At 38.6% G+C, this 18,369-nt stretch carries 18 protein-coding genes; 4 read left to right on the forward strand and 14 right to left on the reverse strand.

Annotation, left to right across the window (positions count from 1 at the left end; genetic code table 11):
- Positions 1-15: 15 nt before the first annotated feature.
- Positions 16-2,460, reverse strand: a complete 2,445-nt coding sequence (locus MKY08_RS14775; protein ID WP_069513370.1) for an ATP-dependent RecD-like DNA helicase — start codon at positions 2,458-2,460, stop codon at positions 16-18.
- Positions 2,461-2,653: 193 nt separating this feature from the next.
- Here MKY08_RS14775 and hisA point away from each other — a divergent pair, with 193 nt between their 5' ends.
- The 3 genes from hisA (at position 2,654) to MKY08_RS14790 (ending at position 4,696) form a co-directional block, all read left to right on the forward strand.
- Entirely contained in the window at positions 2,654-3,421 is a 768-nt protein-coding gene (hisA, locus tag MKY08_RS14780; protein WP_069513618.1) for a phosphoribosylformimino-5-aminoimidazole carboxamide ribotide isomerase, read from the forward strand.
- The gene (locus MKY08_RS14785) at positions 3,418-3,705 is read left to right on the forward strand and encodes a hypothetical protein (protein WP_069513369.1); all 288 of its coding nucleotides are present in this window, start codon (positions 3,418-3,420) and stop codon (positions 3,703-3,705) included. Before hisA ends, MKY08_RS14785 begins: the two co-directional genes overlap by 4 nt.
- Positions 3,706-3,955: 250 nt before the next feature.
- Positions 3,956-4,696 (forward strand): GTP pyrophosphokinase family protein, encoded by a 741-nt coding sequence (locus MKY08_RS14790; RefSeq protein ID WP_069513367.1) that lies wholly within the window; start codon positions 3,956-3,958, stop codon positions 4,694-4,696.
- Between the two features lie 264 nt (positions 4,697-4,960).
- Here the strand turns inward: MKY08_RS14790 and MKY08_RS14795 are convergent, their stop codons facing one another.
- From MKY08_RS14795 to MKY08_RS14810, 4 genes are all read right to left on the reverse strand, one after another.
- On the reverse strand, positions 4,961-5,620 hold the full coding sequence (locus MKY08_RS14795; RefSeq protein WP_024363126.1) for a tetratricopeptide repeat protein: 660 nt from the start codon (positions 5,618-5,620) through the stop codon (positions 4,961-4,963).
- A 113-nt stretch (positions 5,621-5,733) separates the two neighbouring features.
- Positions 5,734-6,858 (reverse strand): tRNA 2-thiouridine(34) synthase MnmA, encoded by a 1,125-nt coding sequence (mnmA, locus tag MKY08_RS14800; protein WP_024363127.1) that lies wholly within the window; start codon positions 6,856-6,858, stop codon positions 5,734-5,736.
- A gap of 102 nt (positions 6,859-6,960) precedes the next feature.
- Positions 6,961-8,106 (reverse strand): cysteine desulfurase family protein, encoded by a 1,146-nt coding sequence (locus MKY08_RS14805; protein ID WP_069513365.1) that lies wholly within the window; start codon positions 8,104-8,106, stop codon positions 6,961-6,963.
- A gap of 151 nt (positions 8,107-8,257) precedes the next feature.
- Positions 8,258-8,677 (reverse strand): Rrf2 family transcriptional regulator, encoded by a 420-nt coding sequence (locus MKY08_RS14810; protein ID WP_024363129.1) that lies wholly within the window; start codon positions 8,675-8,677, stop codon positions 8,258-8,260.
- 135 nt (positions 8,678-8,812) lie between these two features.
- Here MKY08_RS14810 and MKY08_RS14815 point away from each other — a divergent pair, with 135 nt between their 5' ends.
- The gene (locus MKY08_RS14815; protein ID WP_069513363.1) at positions 8,813-10,093 is read left to right on the forward strand and encodes a replication-associated recombination protein A; all 1,281 of its coding nucleotides are present in this window, start codon (positions 8,813-8,815) and stop codon (positions 10,091-10,093) included.
- A 219-nt stretch (positions 10,094-10,312) separates the two neighbouring features.
- Here the strand turns inward: MKY08_RS14815 and MKY08_RS14820 are convergent, their stop codons facing one another.
- The 9 genes from MKY08_RS14820 to MKY08_RS14860 form a co-directional block, all read right to left on the reverse strand.
- Positions 10,313-10,870 carry a hypothetical protein gene (locus tag MKY08_RS14820; RefSeq protein WP_256093234.1) on the reverse strand — a complete coding sequence of 186 codons (558 nt, stop codon included), beginning with the start codon at positions 10,868-10,870 and terminating at the stop codon, positions 10,313-10,315.
- Positions 10,871-11,048: 178 nt separating this feature from the next.
- Positions 11,049-11,522 (reverse strand): hypothetical protein, encoded by a 474-nt coding sequence (locus MKY08_RS14825; protein WP_256093233.1) that lies wholly within the window; start codon positions 11,520-11,522, stop codon positions 11,049-11,051.
- A gap of 208 nt (positions 11,523-11,730) precedes the next feature.
- Positions 11,731-12,492, reverse strand: coding sequence for a tRNA threonylcarbamoyladenosine dehydratase (locus MKY08_RS14830; protein ID WP_069513361.1), 762 nt, complete (start codon positions 12,490-12,492; stop codon positions 11,731-11,733).
- 184 nt (positions 12,493-12,676) lie between these two features.
- Positions 12,677-13,660, reverse strand: a complete 984-nt coding sequence (locus tag MKY08_RS14835; protein ID WP_069513359.1) for a BadF/BadG/BcrA/BcrD ATPase family protein — start codon at positions 13,658-13,660, stop codon at positions 12,677-12,679.
- Between the two features lie 73 nt (positions 13,661-13,733).
- Positions 13,734-14,816, reverse strand: a complete 1,083-nt coding sequence (locus MKY08_RS14840; protein ID WP_069513357.1) for a MupG family TIM beta-alpha barrel fold protein — start codon at positions 14,814-14,816, stop codon at positions 13,734-13,736.
- 26 nt (positions 14,817-14,842) lie between these two features.
- Positions 14,843-16,171: a PTS sugar transporter subunit IIC gene (locus MKY08_RS14845; protein ID WP_069513355.1), complete on the reverse strand. Its 1,329-nt coding sequence runs from the start codon at positions 16,169-16,171 to the stop codon at positions 14,843-14,845.
- A gap of 46 nt (positions 16,172-16,217) precedes the next feature.
- Positions 16,218-16,538 (reverse strand): PTS lactose/cellobiose transporter subunit IIA, encoded by a 321-nt coding sequence (locus MKY08_RS14850; protein ID WP_069513353.1) that lies wholly within the window; start codon positions 16,536-16,538, stop codon positions 16,218-16,220.
- A gap of 13 nt (positions 16,539-16,551) precedes the next feature.
- The gene (locus MKY08_RS14855; RefSeq protein ID WP_038509826.1) at positions 16,552-16,863 is read right to left on the reverse strand and encodes a PTS sugar transporter subunit IIB; all 312 of its coding nucleotides are present in this window, start codon (positions 16,861-16,863) and stop codon (positions 16,552-16,554) included.
- 301 nt (positions 16,864-17,164) lie between these two features.
- Positions 17,165-18,340: a GNAT family N-acetyltransferase gene (locus MKY08_RS14860; RefSeq protein WP_069513351.1), complete on the reverse strand. Its 1,176-nt coding sequence runs from the start codon at positions 18,338-18,340 to the stop codon at positions 17,165-17,167.
- Between the last annotated feature and the right edge of the window lie 29 nt (positions 18,341-18,369).

Raw genomic sequence — 18,369 nt, forward strand, 5'->3', positions numbered from 1 at the left:
TAAAACTAATTTTTCTTATGATTCATCCATAAAATCATATGGAGATATGCCATCCATTCCAATCATTGGGTGGATGGATGGTAAGGTTTCGACCGTTAGCTGTAGAACAGTCGTAGCATCCTCTTGTTGAGTGTTCTCTTCTATTTGTTGCGCTAGCGTCTCCTCCACTAGTATAACCTCATTAGACGCTTCCATTGGGTTCAGTCGTGCGCGCAGAGACGTGAAGCGTTGCAAATCGTCTGTTCGTTGTAAACCGCTAGCTAGCACATCTGGCTCACCACATAAAATTAAGAAATTTTTCGCACGTGTAATACCAGTATATAATAAATTACGACGTAGCATTTTCGAGTAGCCACGCACTACAGGCATAATCACCGTTTGAAATTCTGAGCCTTGTGATTTATGAATGGAGCAACAATAGGCCAATGTTAATTGATTAAGATCACTGCGCTGATATGTTACTTCAATCCCATCAAAAGACACGACAAGTAAATCCTGCTTCTCCACCGTTTCCTTTGCTTTGATAATGCTAATGACTTCACCCATATCCCCGTTGAAAACATTGCTTTCTGGCTGGTTTACAAGCTGTAATACTTTATCCTTTATGCGATACGTTACATCACCAAAGACAAGTTCCTTTCTTGTACCAGTATCATTCGGATTGACAAGCGCTTGAATCAATTTATTTAAGTTATCGATTCCAGCTGGTCCTTTATACATCGGTGCTAAAACTTGGATATTTCGGATTTCTTGCCCTTTTGCTACTGCACTTTTCACAACTTGTGTTACAACATTCGCCACTTGCTCTGAAGAAGCTTTAATAAAGGAACGATCAGATGTTTTCATCGTTAGATCATTCGGAATTGTACCACGTTTAATCTGATGGGCGAGTTCAATAATGGTTGAACCTTCCGCCTGACGATAAACATCTGTCAGTTCAACAGTCGGTATTTGTTGCGAAGCAAGTAAATCTTTGAGCACTTGTCCTGGACCTACTGGCGGTAGCTGATCTTGATCGCCAACAAAAACAACTTGCACATCCTCATGTAATGATTTTAATAATTGATGGGCAAGCCATGTATCTACCATGGACATTTCATCGACAATGATTAGTTTTCCAGTAACCTCTCGCTCCGTTTCTTCCTCTTTCTCCTGACCTGTAAAACCTAATAAGCGGTGGATGGTCATCGCAGGTAGTTCCGTAGACTCCGCTAGACGTTTAGCTGCACGACCTGTTGGTGCACATAAAATAATAGGGAACGGCTCTTCTTTTTGCGCATATTCCTTTGGATTTAGTGAAAGCCCGTGAAGTTTCGCGTATACTTCAACAATGCCCCTAACAACCGTCGTTTTTCCTGTACCAGGACCACCTGTTAAAATCATGACAGCTGAATTAAGTGCTTGTTCAATTGCAAAAGCTTGTGTTTCTGCATATGTGACACTTAACAATGCTTCTGTTTCGCCGATTGCCTTGCGAATTTCATCTTTACTAAAATGCTTCGCTTGACTATTGCGTTCCGTTAGCGCAATTATTTTTGAGGCAATACCAATCTCCGAAAAATATAGAGATGGCAAATATAGTCTCGTTTCTTCACCATAGATTTTATTTTCCTCACGCAATTCGATACATGCCTTGGAAATTGCTTCGTATGGTATTTCTTGGCGTTGACTTTGCTCCAGCATATCTTTCACTTGTGGTAATACATGTTCCGCATCTAAAAATACATGACCATCCGATAACGCTGCTGTATTTAGAATATGTAAAATAGCCGCCTTAATACGGTCAGGATGATTGCCTGTAATACCTAATTTTGCACCAAGCTCATCTGCCCGAAAGAAACCGACACCGTCCACATCTTCAATGAGTCGATAAGGGTTTTCAGTTAAAAAATCAATCGTCTCTGTACGATATGTTTGATATATTTTCATACCGAGCTGCGGGCCAAATCCCCATTCATTTAACTGAATCATCACCCGTTCCAATCCAAGATTTTGCTCAATGGTACGATGAATAACTTCCTTTTTTTCAGCAGATAGTCGTGGTACACCATCAAGGACATTCGGGTCTTCTAAAATAAGACGGATTGTATTGGGTCCAAGTTTCTCTACAATTGTTTCAGCCGTTTTTTTTCCAATACCAACAAATAAATCACTCGATAAGTAATGAACGATACCTTGCTCAGTTGCGGGCACTTCTTTTGTAAAGGTTTCAACTTGAAATTGTACACCATATTTTGGATGCTGTCTCATCGTTCCAGTAAAACGATATTGTTCGTCCATTTGCAATTGTGGGAAATAACCAACGACAATAATTTCCTTATCATCATATTGCAAATTTGTTTCTTGAATTTTCACGCGCACGATAGAATACATATTTTGAACATTATGGAAAATAGAGACAATCGGACGTCCGAGAATAAATAGCTTATTCAGTTCAAATAAATCTAGATTTTCTGTCATTATCGATTCGTCTCCTTGCTTGTATATTTCAATCCTATTATTTTACCACAGCGCATCAAGAAAAATCGTTTTATCTAGAAAATCCTCAAATTTTTTAACATTATTTTGACAAATGATGAATTACGGCTATTTTAACACTAAGCATGCTATGATATACAGTAAGAATTTGTTGTTTGGAAGGATTGTGAAGCTAGTGGAATTTAGACCTTGCATCGATTTACACGATGGCAAAGTAAAACAAATTGTTGGCAGCACGCTAGGATATGCAGATCAAGAAGTTATCGAAAACTTCATTTCAGAATATGAGCCTAGTTATTATGCCATCATGTTTGCAAGAGATCAATTAGTAGGCGGGCATGTTATTATGCTTGGTAGTGGCAATGAACAAGCCGCACTAGCAGCCTTAACAGCTTACCCAGGAGGTTTACAAGTCGGAGGTGGCATTACGACTGAAAACGCTAAAAAGTACATAGATGCAGGTGCTTCGCATGTTATCGTGACATCTTTTATCTTTCATGATGGCCAACTCGATGTCAATCGCTTAGAGCAACTCGTTAAGCTAATCGGTAAAAAACATCTTGTAATCGATTTAAGTTGCCGTATGCGTGATGGAAAGTGGTTTGTAGTCACAGATAAATGGACAAAATTTAGTGATTTTGAAGTCAACCCACAAAACATTTCCTACATTGAAGAATTTTGTGATGAACTATTGATTCATGCAGTGGATGTTGAAGGAAAAAAAGGTGGGATGCAGGAAAGCTTAGTGCGAGATTTAGCAGCTTGGACATCTATTCCAACAACCTATGCAGGTGGCGTTCGTTCTTTAGAGGACTTAGAAAAATTCAAAGCCATTTCAAATGGAAAGCTACATGTCACGATCGGTAGCTCACTTTCTATTTTCGGTGGAGATTTACCTTATACGGAAGTTGTGAACTATTGTAAAAAAGGCGGGATACTGTGAAACTTATTTATAAAGATTTTGTTTTTCCATTTAAAGAAACCAATTTAGAACGGATTATTGATGGAAAATATTTCAAAGTTAACACGTTAGATGATTCCTTATCATTACAGATTCAACTTGATAATGAACAAATGCTACTTGAGTTTTCAAAATCCTTAAAAGCAACTTGTAGTTTCCTACGCGATCAAGAAAATGAGCCATATATTGGCACTTATATCGACTTGCAAATTTTTGTTGAAGAATTCAATAAACGTTACAATTTAAATGCAAAAATTATTGTATAATAGCCCAAACTATAGACAACATACTGGAGCGTTAGTATGTTGTCTTTTTTTGAAGTCATGCACCTTTGAGTAAAAACAAGGCATATTAATAAAAATCGCATCTTTAGTAGCGTGTCAATTTCTAATTTCCCCTCCTTTTTGTTAAGCTTAGAAAGAGAAATACATATGTTGGTAGCCAATTAACTGATTAAAGTCCAAGCATCTCGCACTAAAGATACTCATTTTGTTTCAGAAGAAAGGATTTTTTAAGATGACACATGAACTTGAAGCCACAACTATTAAAACACTCCAAACAGAACTTACTCGCTTCTTTTTAGCATATAAATTTGCATTAAATGAAGTGGAAACAAAAATCAATATTCTACAAGAAGAATTTAAGCTTATGCACGATTATAATCCAATTGAACATGTCTCCACTCGAGTGAAATCCCCAAAAAGCATCTTATTAAAGATGAAGAAAAAGGAGCTGACACCTGCTATTGTTAGTATTCGTGAACATATTCGGGATATAGCAGGCGTCCGTATTACGTGCTCCTTTGTAGAAGATATTTATAAAGTAAGTGCGATGTTGCAAGCACAAAATGATATTGAAGTAGTGGACGTAAAAGACTATATCGCGAATCCAAAAGAGAATGGCTACCAAAGCCTACATCTTATTATTAAAATTCCAATTTTTATGTCCGATCGAATGGAAAAAGTCTATACAGAAATTCAAATACGAACGATTGCAATGGATTTTTGGGCAAGTCTCGAACATAAAATTTACTATAAATACAATAAGGAAGTGCCTGCACATATTCGTAAGGAACTAAAAGATGCAGCGCTCCAAGCTGCTGAATTAGATCGTAAAATGGAACGGCTCAATAAAGAAATCAATATTTTAAAGGCTAACGATACCGAATCGTCCCTTATAGACACAACACCCATTGCGCATTTAGCTCAATACTTATCCCAACTGACATTTGACAGTGCAGTTAAAGACAGTAAATAATAACTCAAGCAAAGAGAAAAAGTGATAGATTGACTGCCATCAATCTATCACTTTTTTATTATCGTTGATATCCGCTACGGTGTCGCTTTCCGCTCAGCACAGTAAGCCCCAACCCTCGCTATAGCACGCGGAATGCCCACGTCTTACATTGTGTGCTGTTCAGAGCAGGAGTCTGCCTTTGCTACCATCAACTAGCGTTCTATAGAAAGAATGGCTGACAACTTTGTCCTTGTTTCATACTCTTCAAGCTTTGTCTCGCCCGCTTTAATTAAATCGTTGTGCAATCATATCGTAAATATAACGCGCTTGATCGTATTCAGGTTGAATGGTAAATGCCTGCTTTAAATGATACATCGCATCTTCTGTTTGTTCAGTGGATACAGCATACAGCACACCTAAGTTATAATGAGCATCCGCATTATTCCAATCCTGTTCGATTAAATAATCTAACTCCTTCTTACCTTCCTCGAACATTTCTAATGCACAGAGCACGATTGCATATGCTAGGCGAATTTGTGTATCCTCTGGTGCAATTTCTGCCGCGCGTTGTAAGTATGGCAAAGCAAGCTTAGGATTTTCCATTCGTTCAAAGCATTTGCCCATCATATAATAAACATCCGCACCTGCAATTTTATGCTTCACAGCTTGCTCATAAAGTTTTAACGCTTCGGCATAGCGTTCCGCATTATAATATAAATTAGCTAAACCATAATAGGCTGTAGCTGCCGTTTCATCTACAGTAATTGCTTTTTGAAAAAAACGCTCTGCTCGTTCTGTATCTTCTAAGACCGCCAATAAATTCCCAAAATTCACATAGCCTATTGCATTTTCAGGCTCTGCTTCAATTGCTTTGGTAAAAAGCTGTGCAGCATCCTCATAACGTTTCTCTTGAAACGCTAGTATTCCTTGCTCGTTAAAATCCAAATCATTTCACCTCTATGTAGCGAAAAGACTGCACATCTGATCGCTCTTTCGTGTACACCAAGGTTATTTGCTCGATACACTTTAAAGTTTAGAGTCGCAGTCTTTTTCGCAAGTTATCCAACGTATGTTAGTTTTTCATTGTTTTTAAAAACTTCATCAATTGTACCGCCACCTAAGCAAACTTCACCGTCATATAAAACAACAGCCTGTCCAGGTGTTATAGCACGTACAGGTTCTGCAAACACAATATGTGTACGACCATCTTCTAAAATTTCTACCTCTACAGGAGTATCTGTTTGACGATAGCGGAATTTCGCAGTACAAGAAAATTTCCCGGGCAATTTTTTTGTCGAAGTATAGCCCATTTTCACTGCTGTTAGCGATGTTGAGTATAAAGCATCATGATGGAATCCTTGACCGACAAGCAACACATTACGTTCTAAATCTTTCCCAAGGACAAACCATGGCTCACCGTCTCCACCTATGCCAAGACCATGACGTTGACCTAATGTATAATACATTAACCCATCATGTTGCCCCATTACTACCCCATCCATCGTTTCCATTTTGCCAGGTTGAGCAGGTAAATATTGACTTAAAAACTCTTTAAAATTACGCTCTCCGATAAAGCAAATACCTGTTGAATCCTTTTTCTTAGCTGTAGCAAGCCCTGCTTCTTCTGCAATTTTACGCACTTCTTTTTTCTCGATATCCCCAATTGGGAACATGACATGCGCTAATTGCTCCTGCGATAGTTGGTTAAGGAAATACGTTTGGTCCTTATTATCATCAACACCACGAAGCATACGTACTTCGCCATCACCACTGCGGTCAATGCGTGCATAGTGACCTGTTGCTAGATAATCTGCACCAAGATTCATCGCATGCTCTAGGAATGCTTTAAATTTAATTTCCTTATTGCACATTACATCCGGGTTTGGTGTGCGTCCCGCTTTATATTCTTCTAAAAAGTATGTGAAAACCTTATCCCAATATTGCTTTTCAAAATTGACAGCATAATAAGGAATACCGATTTGATTACATACTTTAATCACATCTTCGTAATCTTCTGTCGCGGTACAAACTCCATTTTCGTCTGTATCATCCCAATTTTTCATAAAAATACCAATTACTTCATACCCTTGTTGCTTTAATAAATAGGCAGCAACGGAAGAGTCTACCCCACCTGACATGCCGACGACGACACGGATTTGTGATGGGTCACGTGTTTCGATCATTGTGGTCACCTTTTCTTTTATTCAATTCATTTAAACCTTACTTTGTGGCTTTATTTATAGTAAAAGCATCTTTAAAGGTTTAAAGTTATCTTTTGCAGCAAATTATTTTGCCAATCTTTTCACAATCGTAGCTGTTTTTTCTGCTGCTTGACGTACATTTTCTTCAGTGAGTCCTTGGCCAAAGCTAAAGCGAATAGAGTTTCGCAACTCATCTGCCCCTTTTCCATACATCGCTACTAACACATGTGAAGGATCAATTGTACCTGCTGTGCAGGCAGAGCCACTGGATGCGTAAATACCAGCCATATCTAGGTTCACTAAAAATGACTCTACCTCCATATTAGCAAAACTAATATTTAAAACGTGCGGCAGAACATTTTGTAGATCACCATTGACATGAAATGCTAACTTTTCATGTGAAAAAACATCCAACATAATTTGTTTAAAGCGATTGTACAGTGCTCGCTTACCTTCGCGCAACTCACTTGCATTTTGAGCAGCTGTAGCAAAGCCAATAGCAGCAGGAATATTTTCCGTCCCTGCACGACGTTTTTTCTCTTGTGAACCGCCAAATGCATAGCTTGCAAGTGGTGTACCTGTCTTTTGATAAAGGAAACCAATTCCTTTTGGTCCATTAATTTTGTGCGCAGAGACACTTAATAAATCAACCTGCAAAGCAGCTACATCAATGTTTTCTAAGCCGTAAGCCTGTACGGCATCCGTATGGAATGTCGCTTTATGTTCCCGTAACAACTCACCAATTTCAGCAATTGGTTGAATTGTACCTACCTCATTATTCCCGTACATAATAGTTACTAAAATTGTATCTTCACGTAGCGCTTGTCGTACCGCTTCTACAGTTATACGCCCGTTGATATCTACTGGTAAATAGGTCACTTCAAAGCCATCTTTCTCCAACTTTTCACAAGTATGTAACACCGCATGATGCTCAATCTGAGTTGTAATAATATGCTTACCTTCATGAGCACGAGCATTAGCCGTGCCAATAATTGCCGTATTATCCGCTTCCGTACCACCACTTGTTAAAATAATTTCTCCGGGCTTTGCTCCAATGGATTGTGCCAATATATCACGTGCCTGATCTAAATATTTTCGCGCCTCACGCCCAGCGCCGTGAATACTCGATGCATTGCCATATACATCACGCATCGCTATAGTCATGGCGTCTATTACCTTGTCATTCATCGGAGATGTAGCCGCATGATCAAGATAGATATTTGCATTCATGTTGAAAACTCCTTTATCCAAAAACACTAAAGTACTGTCTTTTCCCAAGTGGCGAAAACGCTGCATGTTAAAGAGTCCAACTTTGCACAACATGCAGAGTGGCGAAAACATGGCAGCATATAAACCGTTGGAGTGCTTTAGTCTAATAATATTAAATATAGAACATATAGCCGTCTACGACATTTTCCTCTGTATACTGTGCTAAATCTTCAATTGTCGTTGTATCTAACACATTTTTTACAGCATCACGAATTCGTAGCCATAGCTCTCGTTGAGGTGCTTCCTCATTTTCAATACCTTCTACAGGCTGGATTGGCCCTTCTAATACACTGATAACGTTTGCTGCTGAAATCTCACTAGGTGGATTCGCCAGCATATAACCGCCGTACGCTCCACGTACACTTTTTACCAATCCTGAATTACGTAATGGAGACACAAGTTGCTCTAGGTACGCTTCAGAAAGCTCTTTTTCAGCAGCAATCTTACGAAGCGGAATTGGACCTTCTCCATAATGTTTTGCCAATTCAATCATAATCGTGAGACCGTAACGGCCCTTTGTAGAAATTTTCATTTTATCACCCTCAATTAGTCTAGTCAAAATACTACCAACAGTATATCATAATCTCCTCTTGAAGAACTCGGAAATACTCTTAGAAGGTTATGATATACTATAATTTAGAACAAACGTACGAAAGGGGATAATGTTTTGCATAACGAACCACTCGCTTATCGGATGCGTCCTTTAACGCTTGATGAAATCGTTGGTCAACAAGATTTTGTCGGTCCTGATACGGCTTTATATAAAATGATTGAAAATGGACATGTTCCTTCTATGCTACTGTACGGTGAGCCAGGTATAGGTAAGACATCGATAGCCAATGCCATCGCAGGTAGCTCAAAACTCCCTTTTTTTGCACTAAATGCAACACGCGCTGGCAAAAAGGACGTTGAAGATATTGTACAAGAAGCGAGAATTTCAGGAAAAGTCTTATTGTTTTTAGATGAGATTCACCGCTTCAATAAATTACAGCAGGATACCTTATTACCACATGTAGAAAATGGCTCTATCGTTTTAATTGGGGCTACAACAGAAAACCCCTATCATGATGTTAACCCAGCCATTCGTTCGCGTTGCGGTGAAATTCATCAGTTAAAAAAATTAACTACAGCTAATTTAGTAGAACTTATTCAAAAAGCACTTGCTGATGACAAACGTGGACTAGGGAAATATCATTTTGTACTGACAGCAACTCAAATCGAGCAAATCGCCACTGCAGCTCACGGAGATGCACGCAAGGCATTAACTTTGCTAGAGTCGCTTTATTATGCAAGTGATGAAGTGAATGGACAAACGATTGCTTCTGACCATATTTTAGAACATTTGATTGGTCGAATTGGTGTCTACGGAGATAAGAATGGTTCACACTTCTATAACTTGCTCTCGGCATTACAAAAATCCGTCCGTGGTAGTGATACGAATGCAGCATTGTATTATTTAGCACATTTACTTGAAACAGGTGATTTAGTTGCCGTAAATCGCCGACTCCTTGTTATGGCGTATGAAGATATTGGTCTTGCTAACCCACAGGTTGGTGCACATATGCTTGCAGCTGTTCAGGCGGCAGAGCGTCTAGGGCTACCCGAAGCACGGATCCCACTTGCTAGTGCTGTTATTGAAATGTGCCTTGCATCAAAATCAAATTCAGCGATTTCCGCAATAGATGCTGCAATTGCAAGCATCCATGCAGGTAAAACAGGAGAGATTCCGCTGCATTTACGCGATACACATTATGAAGGTGCCAAAGACTTAGGGCATGTGGGCTACCAATATCCGCATAACAACCCTATTGGGACATTCGGCGGCTGGGTAGACCAGCAATATTTACCAGATGAACTTGTAGGGACAGAGTTTTATAAGCCCGTTATTGCAGGAGAGGAAAAACGGATGGCAAGTATATACAATAAACTTAAATCATTCCATAATTAGTGCCAGGCACTCAAACAATTATGAAAATTTGCGGAAGCCATACCTGCAAGACTCAAAGCAGTCATCGGCCACTCAAAAAAGAAAAACTGTAGACAACAGGACATTCTTTGTTTGTCTACAGTTTGCCTGTCAGGCTTCTTCCTAAACATCTCGACAATATTAAAAACCATTGTCGTTTTAAAGCTCGACAATGGTAGATACTTATTTCTTATATATTTTTTAAGCTATTTCTTTCTCCACAAACAATTTAAAGCGTTGTAAACACTGTTTAGCTTCACCTTGTTGAGCAAGCACTTCATCTCTTAAAGCAGATACTTTCTCATGATCTTCTACGACATCCCCATACAATGCAAAAATCGCCGTTAAAAACTCTTCATTCTCTTCCTGTTCAATGCTCGGTAAAGAATAGGCCGCGATCGTTAATAAACTTTCTACTTTTTCTGGCGTTTTTTGTAGCTCATTGGACGCATAAAAAATGGATGCAGCTAAGAAATAACATAACTTTGCGCTGCAATCTATAAACAAATGCCAATATGTATTGGCTTTCGGAAGTTCTCCTGCTCTTGCTCCTAAGTATTCCTTATAAAACGTAGTAACCTGTGTATATAAAGGCGTTAAAGATCGCATAGCCTTTGTGTAATTATTAGACGTATCCAAATAGTCAAATACAATACTATTCATTTTTTCTTGAAGCTTTACAATATCTAAGTGATCACGAATTACTTGTATTTCCATTTTCCACTCTCCCATGTTCTCATTTGTTTTGGCAAACGCCATTTCTACTCCCCTTAAGCAGATTTGAACATTCCAAACAAAGCGACCTTTTGTATATATATATTGGAATTATTCAAATTATAGCAATAAACCAAAAGAAGAAGTGAGCTCATGAAAAAAATAAGGCAATTTCGTGAATTGTTAGCATTTTGTGTACGTAAGATTAATTATTTTGGTAAAATTAAACTCTTTGTAAATAGTAGTCAAACAAAAATTGTTCTTTTTCTCGATCAATTATTTCGATAATGCAACCATTGGCATATTTTTTAATTCTTTGTTTCGGACTATAAAAATACACATTATTTGTAATTAACCATTGGCTTAACGTCAGCTCCGTTGCTGGTTGCTGTTCTGTTAAAATCCTTTTGTGGCGAAGTATATCCGCCATTTTGTAAAAACCATCTGATAATTCATAAGCAGATACATCAAAATTAAAAACAGGTGTCACAACCTGTCCAACATCATAAATATGTATCGTCTTGTTCGCCTCATCAATCGCTAATTCCACTGTGCTAATTTCATCGAATAGATTTAAGCCTCTATATTCCATTTGATAAATTTGCTCCATTATTAATGAATGCCCCCTCTTTTTTAACAGCCCTATTGTATCATAGAAAAAGCGAGCGTCAGCTGCATAAATAACATAAGGAAGCATTTTACGTCATTTCTCCTACGGATAGTCATGCCGTAAAAGAAAAGAATCTGCAAGCCATTTAGGAAAAAGCTAGCCAAACTCGTATTCACAGCCACGCTGTGCCCATGTAAGCTCACTGTTCCTAATGGAAAACTTTACAGATTCCTCTTCTAATTGGCATTTTCTAAATGACCAAATTTATATAAACGACATGTTTCTAAAACACAGTTTATCCTTGCACGCGGGTAATTTTCACGTCTTCAACAATTTTATTGACTACCCAACTTGCCGCGATTAAACCTGCAACAGAGGGTACAAACGCGTTCGAAGATGGTGGCATTTTTGCCTTGCGGATAGCTGCATCTGGTTTTCCCACATGCTCTACAACATCTGGACGTACGACAATCGGGCTTTCATCTGAGAATACAACGGTTACGCCTTTATGAATACCATCTTTTCGTAATTTTGTGCGAATCACTTTTGCTAATGGGTCTGTATGTGTTTTGGAAATATCAGCAATTTTAAAGCGTGTAGGGTCCATTTTATTGGCGGCACCCATACTTGAAATAATAGGAATGTTACGCTTTAAGCATTCTTTCATAATGTGAATTTTATAAATTACCGTATCGCTCGCGTCGATAACATAATCAATTCCTTGTGCAAAAAAATGCTCATACGTTTCTTCCGTGTAAAACATATGCATATCAATCACTTCACATTCTGGATTAATATCTGCAATTCGCTCTTTCATCACACCAGATTTAGATTTTCCTACTGTTGAAAGATACGCTACTAATTGACGGTTAACATTTGTAATATCTACATTATCCTTATCAACTAAAATAATACGGCCAATACCACTTCTAGCACATGCCTCGGCAGCAAATGAGCCGACGCCACCTACACCTAAAATGGCTACGGTTGTATTTTTTAATTTTTCGAGTCCTTCAGTACCTATCGCGAGCTCGTTACGAGAAAATTGATGTAACATCCTTACACTCTCCATCTATCGAATTTTTATTAGTAAACCTAGTTATATACTAAGATAAAATCAAACCTATATTACATTTTATCATGATATTGTTCAAGTGGAAATTGTCAAAAGTATTATGCTGTCGTATAGCTAAAAATAAAAATTCGCATAGACATCTAAAGAGCATAGTAATTTCGCCGATTTAGTCAACACCCCATGTGGCATAGTTAGCCTGAAATGCTTCAATAAATGACCTATCCAATGGAACGTGCGCCATTTTAAACGCTCCTACTACAGCTCCTCCAATCGGCTCTAAAACAGGTAAAATAAAGTGCAGTGGCATCTGCTCATCTAACGCTAATTGTTCAAGCTGTGGCACAAGCATCGCGTTATTTGCAAATACACCTCCCGCTAAAACTACTGGCACATTGTCTTGCTTCCAGGACATATTAACATAGCAAGTTTTGATCGCCTTATAATACTTCACACAAGCCCCTCGCATAATGTGATTGGCTACAGTATCTCCTTTTTCTGCCGCTTGAAAAACATATTTACCAAGTGGAGCAATCACAGTTCTTGGATGTGCAACTCCATAAATACGTTCTATTAATTGTGGAACATGGTCTACAGTAAAATGTTGTAACACGACATCCGTCAAGGCTGTTGGTCTAGCTCGCTGGTCGTAGCTTTGAAAAACTGCCTTTAGCGTTTCAACTCCTAAATCATAACCGCTACCCTCATCATCAAAAAGGTATCCCCAGCCACCGACACGATTGCACGTGCCCTGATAGTTAAACCCCATTGTAATTGCACCTGTCCCAGCAATTTGCACAATGCCCTCTTGTCCTAACGTTCCAGCATAGAGCGCAATTAAGGCATCATTTTCAATGATAACTGTCGTTGCCTTATGAACATATTGCCGAATAATCCGTTCTACTACACCTTCTGCTTGCTGTTCCTTCACCCCAGCCATACCAACAAAGCAGCTATGTAATGCAGAAAATAGTTGTGGCACTTGTTGCTGCAATTGCTGCAATAGTCCATGCAGCGTCGACTCAAAATGTTGCCCATCCATCGCAGTAGGATTACTACGTGACGTCACTACTTTGCCATATAGATTGCCATGCGCATCACAAATCACGCCACAGGTTTTTGTACCGCCTCCATCTATTGCTAGTACGTACATTTCATTTACTCCTTTCGATATGAAAAAGGATTAAGCACAGTCTACTGTCGGCTTAATCCCCCTCCTGTTTCAATTATTTTGTAAAGCCGAACGACGCCCAAGGTTGAATTTGAGATAGTAAGAAGCGTTCTTCTTCCACAACATTTGCCACTACATTACTAGAGCCTGCATTGGGCATTGCTTTTAACACTACTTGTAGCTCACCTTTATAGCGCACATCCAAATTATTATCAATTGTTACATCACCTAACTGTAATGGGTGTGTATCATGAGCTGGAAAATCACCATTTTTATATTTCACGCGCGATTGGGTACTTCGAATAACATAGTCCGATACATCGCCCCGATTAAAATGAGGCTCTTTAAATAACACCGCTTGTTCTAAAATAGTTGTTTCGGAAGATGGGACAATCTTTAGCTCTAGCTTATTGCGATTTAATTGGCCTAATGCGCTAAGTTCTTCCTTTGAAGCATACATATTGCCAATAATACAATCATCAATTAAGCCTGTATGCCATAAATCTTTCGCCTGCACAGTTATTGATAGATCGCGATGCTCTTCTAATGTCGGTAAACCATGCTCTGTTTTTTCCCAAGGACCATACACTGCATGTTGAGAAGAAATCATCGCCGCTGTTCGTATATGGTTTGCTTTAAAATTTTTCGATGTTGCTAAAAAATGCTGTCGTGATAGTCCCGTATAGCGTCTTGGATAAAAGTTATGACAGCCTATAAGATGATTACGGTTTGGTTGATAGGATAAAATATTATCCACATATTTCGTGCCATTACTAATATTAAGCTCAATGTTTAACTCACTATTATCCCATGACATCAATGCTTCCTCATGACCTGAAAATCCCATATCTAGGCGCAATGCCGCTAGATGATAGTGTTCTTTAAAATAAGCAATATTTTTATACGTTAAGCCTAGATCTTCAAAAACTGCTGGTGCAATATCCGCTGAAATAGCAAAGCCTAGCTGTTTGGCAAAATAATTAATTTGCTGTAATTTACGCTTCACTTTGTCATCGTTTAAAGACAAAAGACATGTAAATATACGGTCAAAACCATTATCATGCGCTAGCTGCACATACTGTTGCATTTCTTCTAGCGTGCTATGCTGTGGGTATAGTGAAATTCCTAACCTTCTCAAATGACAATACCTCCAATATTAAGCTATTACACTTCAACTTTCGGAATCTCTGTTGCTTTTTCAGGCTGTAGTGCTTGTGTCTCTTCCTTTAGTTCATGCTTTTGTTCTTGTTTAGCAATGCGGTTAGCCATCGCTATAAATGGTAGGTAAATACAAACTGACACGATTATAAGCACAAGACTTAAAACAGCTCCAGTCCACGATTGCGTTACTAAAAATCCGTTAATAATCGGCGGTGTTGTCCAAGGTGCTACAACCGTTGCCGCTGGAACCCAACCCCATTTTGTTACAAAAAATGCAATGGTTACGTTAACCATTGGCGTTAAAATAAACGGGATAAACAAAATAGGATTCAATACAATTGGAAGACCAAATAGTAATGGCTCATTAATATTGAATAGGCCTGGTGCTGCTGATAATTTGCCAACGGTATTATATTGCTTATTCTTTCTTGCAAAAATAAAGATGGCGATAATCAGTGCAATGGTTGTACCCGATCCGCCCATATTGACAAACGCATCAAAGAATGGCTTATTAACGATATAAGGTGCAACATTTCCAGCCGAAATGGCATTGACATTTTCCTGAATCGCAGCTGAATTAATCGTTTGCATAAATGGCTCGATAATATTAGCACCATGGACACCTAACGTCCATAAGAATGCTGGGATAAAGGCTAAAATTAACGCCGCTACCCATGTATTTGTTAAGCCCATAAATGGCTCCTGAATCGTTGAATAAAACGAACCCACAATATCTGGAATACCAAAACCTGCCGTAATAATGGTACGCACAAATGCGAAAATCCCAATCGTTATAATGGCTGGCAGCAATGCTGCAAATGATTTCGATACAGCTGGTGGTACTCCATCAGGCATTTTAATTAGCAGCTTACGATTGCCTGCTAATCTACAAAATAGTTCGGTAGATAACAAGGCCACGATGATGGCGATAAATATTCCGCCCGTACCTGTTGTTAATCCTGTTAAACCACCTTCACCAAACGTTCCAAATGTTAAATAACTAGATAGACTAATTACGCCAGCTGAAAGACCATCCTTGTTATACCCCTTCGCCAAGTTGTAAGCAATTGTAAAGGCAAGTAACAGCGACAAAATATTAAATGTAGCATTCCAAATGTTACCACCAAATTGTGTCCATGTTTCATGCTTCCAAATAGAATCAAGTGCATTCTGATAAAAATCAATTGGTAAATTATTAATTAGTACAGCCAACGAACCTACAATTGTCAATGGCATAATCGTAATAAAACCGTCACGAATGGCAACTAAATGACGCTGGCTCCCAACTCTAGCAGCTACCGGCACAAATTTTTCTTCTAAAAATCGGAACATTCCACACACTCCCTTTGCTTTTTATTGTGACATCAAATACTTGATGCTACTCCCCTTTGAGTTGTTCATACAGTTCAATCATTTCTTGTGCTAAATCTCGAAATGTTATAGCATTCATTAAGTGATCTTGCGCATGAATTAATAGCATCGATACTTCAACTTTCTCTCCCCTTGCTTCCTGTGTTAACAATGCTGTTTGTGCATGATGAGCCTCGACTAACGCCTCATTCGCCAGCTTTATTTTGTCCTTTGCTTCATTGATTTGCCCCTTTTTTGCTAACTGAAGCGCTTCCATACATTCACTTTTCGTATTTCCACTATGGACGATTAACCCCATAACGGACTGCATCATCGCTGTTTCTTCCATCGGGCTTGCCTCCTCATCCAATTAGTTTCAATGCCTGTTTCAATACATTGTCACCATTCATCATGCCGTAATCAGCCATATTAATAACATCAATTGGAAAATTTAATTCCTTGAATTTTGCTTCAAAAGTCGATTTTAAGTAGCGAACTTGCGGACCAAGTAACAATACATCCGCCTTTTTATTTGTTAACACTTTATCTACCTCACTTTCAGCTATGGCAAAAATATCTGCCTCAATATTTTGTTCCTGCGCTGCCTTCTGCATTTTTGAAACTAATAAACTTGTACTCATTCCCGCTACACACACTAACATAATATTTTTCATTGTCAGCACTCTCCTTTAATGTCTTTTTCGTTCTTATTATCATCTTGACGACTTTCATGAAATCGCTTTCTTATACTGAGAATAGCATCTATTGGTATATACCACAATATAGATTTTTCTCCATTTTATACCTATACCGCATACTGAAATAATTGGGCTATTGCCTCATTACTTGCAAATAAATGCATTTACGCAACTGGTATAGTCCAGAAAAAACTTCAAAAATTTTTGCGTTTACATTAAAACGCCTCTCGTATTACGTTTAGTTATGTTTCCTTTTCTCATCTACGACACGATGAAGTTAAAAGTATTCGTAAAATGTAGGCTTCTTCGACGGAATCGCCTGCTGCCAATGTTGTATTTCTTCCTCTGCTAGTTCTTTTTGGCTAAAAACAACTGCATCTTTAACACGAAGATAGCCGACCATCATCGCTGAAAATAAGGTGATTGGTAATGTTAGCATATGCTGTTCAGACACTGAATTTGCCTCCATAATCGAAACATGACCATCTTTATTTATCATATACATTTGTTCATTCCAAGGACAAAATGTATCCTCAAGACGCACGTATAACGTGTGCTGTAAGTTATTCCAAGGGTAACGTTTCATAAAAGCGAAAGCATCCACTATTCGAACCATGACATCTTGTGTTACTTTTTTTTCAACTTGTGGGTCTTGAAAATTAAAGCCAAAATAGCAATCATTTGCTGTGACTCCCTCAATCGTGTGTACACTTGCTGCATGGGATGAGACAAAACGCCATAGTGCTTGTTCAGCCAGATGATGTCGCGCAATAAAATCATGGATGGTAAAAATACCTTCTTGAATCGTATAGCGAATATAGCCAGCTATGCTACTTGCAAAAAAACACGCGGCAAAGTGACTATCAGGTGACCTTCTTGCAATCCGTTTCCACCAAGCAGCGTCTCGTAGCATGCTACCATTCGTCAAGTGTGCCTGTGCATTATGAAACTGCTGAATTGCTTCAAATAGCGCTATATCTGGCCATTCAAAGCTCATACGTTTCACATCATCGTATTGTTTACCGAAATAAGGAAACTTCGACTGTGGAATTGTATAATGAAGCTTTTCAAAAAATAGTTCCCAGCCAAAGTAACGATAAAAAGAGATAGAAAATGGAGCCAGTACTGAAATGGTTTGCCCTTTTTGTCGCATTTCCTTTAGCGAAGCTATCATCAACTTCTTCATAATCCCTTGCTGACGATACTCTGGATAGGTTGCCACAAATCCAATTCCACCCATTTCATAATTTTCACCATGTATCATCATATTCAGTGGCAGTATTAAGAGCTGACCAACGACCTTATCCCCATCATAAGCGCCCAGTGTTATACTATGTTCAATCCAATAATGGAAATCGTCACGACGTGCACCAGTATATTTATTTGGAAAGCAATAATCCCTTAGTCGATGAATTTGTAGGTAATCATTTGATGGAACGTATTTAATATCCATGACGCCCTCCTTTTTACTAAATATTCAGA

It is taken from the genome of Lysinibacillus sp. FSL M8-0337, assembly GCF_038593855.1.
In the GTDB taxonomy this organism is placed as follows: Bacteria; Bacillota; Bacilli; order Bacillales_A; family Planococcaceae; genus Lysinibacillus; species Lysinibacillus sphaericus_D.